Source organism: Streptomyces sp. NPDC001100 (assembly GCF_053598575.1).
Genome location: NZ_JBSFKO010000094.1, coordinates 1 through 1,894 on the forward strand (window position 1 = coordinate 1; position 1,894 = coordinate 1,894).

General features: G+C 70.6%; 1 protein-coding gene and 2 pseudogenes. All 3 read left to right on the top strand.

What is annotated here, in order from left to right; all coding sequences use genetic code 11:
• On the top strand, positions 1–371 hold a 371-nt coding region (locus ACWDEW_RS48775; protein WP_450522829.1), incomplete at its 5' end, for an SDR family oxidoreductase.
• 36 nt (positions 372–407) lie between these two features.
• A pseudogene (locus tag ACWDEW_RS48780) lies at positions 408–1,162 on the top strand (CoA transferase subunit A).
• Positions 1,159–1,801, top strand: a pseudogene (locus ACWDEW_RS48785) (CoA transferase subunit B). The pseudogenes ACWDEW_RS48780 and ACWDEW_RS48785 overlap by 4 nt, the downstream one beginning before the upstream one ends.
• Positions 1,802–1,894 lie beyond the last annotated feature (93 nt).

The window sequence follows — 1,894 nt, forward strand, 5'->3', positions numbered from 1 at the left end:
AGCCCGCCTACCAGGTGACGGTCGAGGAGGCCCTGGAGTACGTCGCCGGCTACACGATCGCCAACGACCTCACGGACCGCGCCACCGTCTTCCGCCAGGACATGAAGGCCGTCGGCACCGACTGGCTGCGCAGCAAGAACGCCCCCGGCTTCATCGACACCATGATGACAGCCCCCGCGTTCCGCGAGGCGAACCTCCGCGAGACACCGCTCGGCCGCACCGGGACTGTCGACGACATCACCCCGCTCGTGGTGTTCCTGCTGTCCGACGACGCGTCCTTCATCACCGGAGCGGAGATCCCGGTCGACGGCGGCCTCACCTCGCACGGCGGCACCAAGTCGTTCTCGGACGCGCTGCGCGCGGACGCCTGAACCAGCGACAACGCACGGCAGAAAGGCCCTTCTTCCATGGACAAGGTCCGCGCAAGCGCCGCGGAGGCGGTCGCCGACATCCCCGACGGCGCCTCACTGGCTGTCGGTGGTTCGGCCTCAGCGGCATCCCCGGCGTGCTCATCCAGGCTCTGCACGCGCAGGGAGCGACCGGCCTGCGGATCGTGTCGAACGACTGCGGAGTCGACGGGCGCGGGCTGGGGGTCCTGCTGTCGGCGGGCCGGATCGCCCGTGTGACGGGCAGCTACGTGGGCGAGAACAAGGAGTTCGCCCGCCAGTACCTGTCCGGCGAACTGGAGGTGGAGTTGGTGCCCCAGGGCACCCTGCCCGAACGGCTGCACGCCGGTGGCGCGGGCATCCCCGCCTTCTACACCCCCGCAGGCGTGGGCACCCAGGTCGCCCGCGGCGGACTGCCCTGGCGCCATGCCGCCGACGGCACGGTCGCCCTGGCCTCCCCACCGAAGGAGACCCGCGACTTCGCCGGCCGTGCGTACGGCCTGGAGCACGCGATCACCACGGACTTCGCCCTCGTACGGGCCTGGCGCGGCGACCGCCACGGCAACCTCGACTTCCGCAGGTCGGCCGCCAACTTCAACCCGCTCGCCGCCACGGCCGGACCCGTGACGGTGTCCGAGGTCGAACAGCTCGTGGAACCAGGCGAGTTGAGCCCCGACGAGGTGCACCTGCCGGGTATCTACGTCCAGCGGATCGTGCCTCTCACTCCGGCCCAGGCCGCCGACAAGCACGTGGAGAAGCGGACGGTTCGCGCATGAGCTCGCCCACGGGCTGGACCCGCGACCAGATGGCCGCCCGCGCCGCCGCCGAACTCGTCGACGGTTCCTACGTCAATCTCGGCATCGGCCTGCCCACACTCGTCCCCGGTCACCTCCCGCCGGGCGTGCACGCGGTCCGGCACTCGGAGAACGGCATCCTGGGCACCGGCCCGTACCCGCACGCGAACGAGGTCGACCCGGACCTCGTCAACGCGGGCAAGGAGACGGTCACCGTCCTGCCCGGCGCCTCCTTGTTCGACTCGGCCCTCTCCTTCGGCATGATCCGCGGCGGCCACATCGACTCCGCCGTGCTCGGCGCCATGCAGGTGTCCGCCGCCGGAGACCTGGCCAACTGGATGATCCCCGGCAAGATGGTCAAGGGCATGGGCGGCGCGATGGACCTGGTCCACGGCGCCCGCCGGGTCGTCGTCCTGATGGAACACACCACCAAGGACGGTACCCCGAAGATCGTCAAGGAATGCACCCTGCCGCTCACCGGCGAGCGATGCGTCCACCGGATCATCACGGACCTCTGCGTCCTCGACGTCCTCCGAGGTCACACTCGTGGCATGCGCGCCGGGCGTGACCTCGGAGGACGTCGCCGACCGCACGGACGCGCCCGTGATCCGGAGAGGATGAGCCGTGAACCCGCCGGGCGGGCAAGGACCTCGGTCCTTGCCCCGGAGGCGAACCGAGCCTCAAAAAGAACGGGAAGAAGGCGCCCTGCCGACG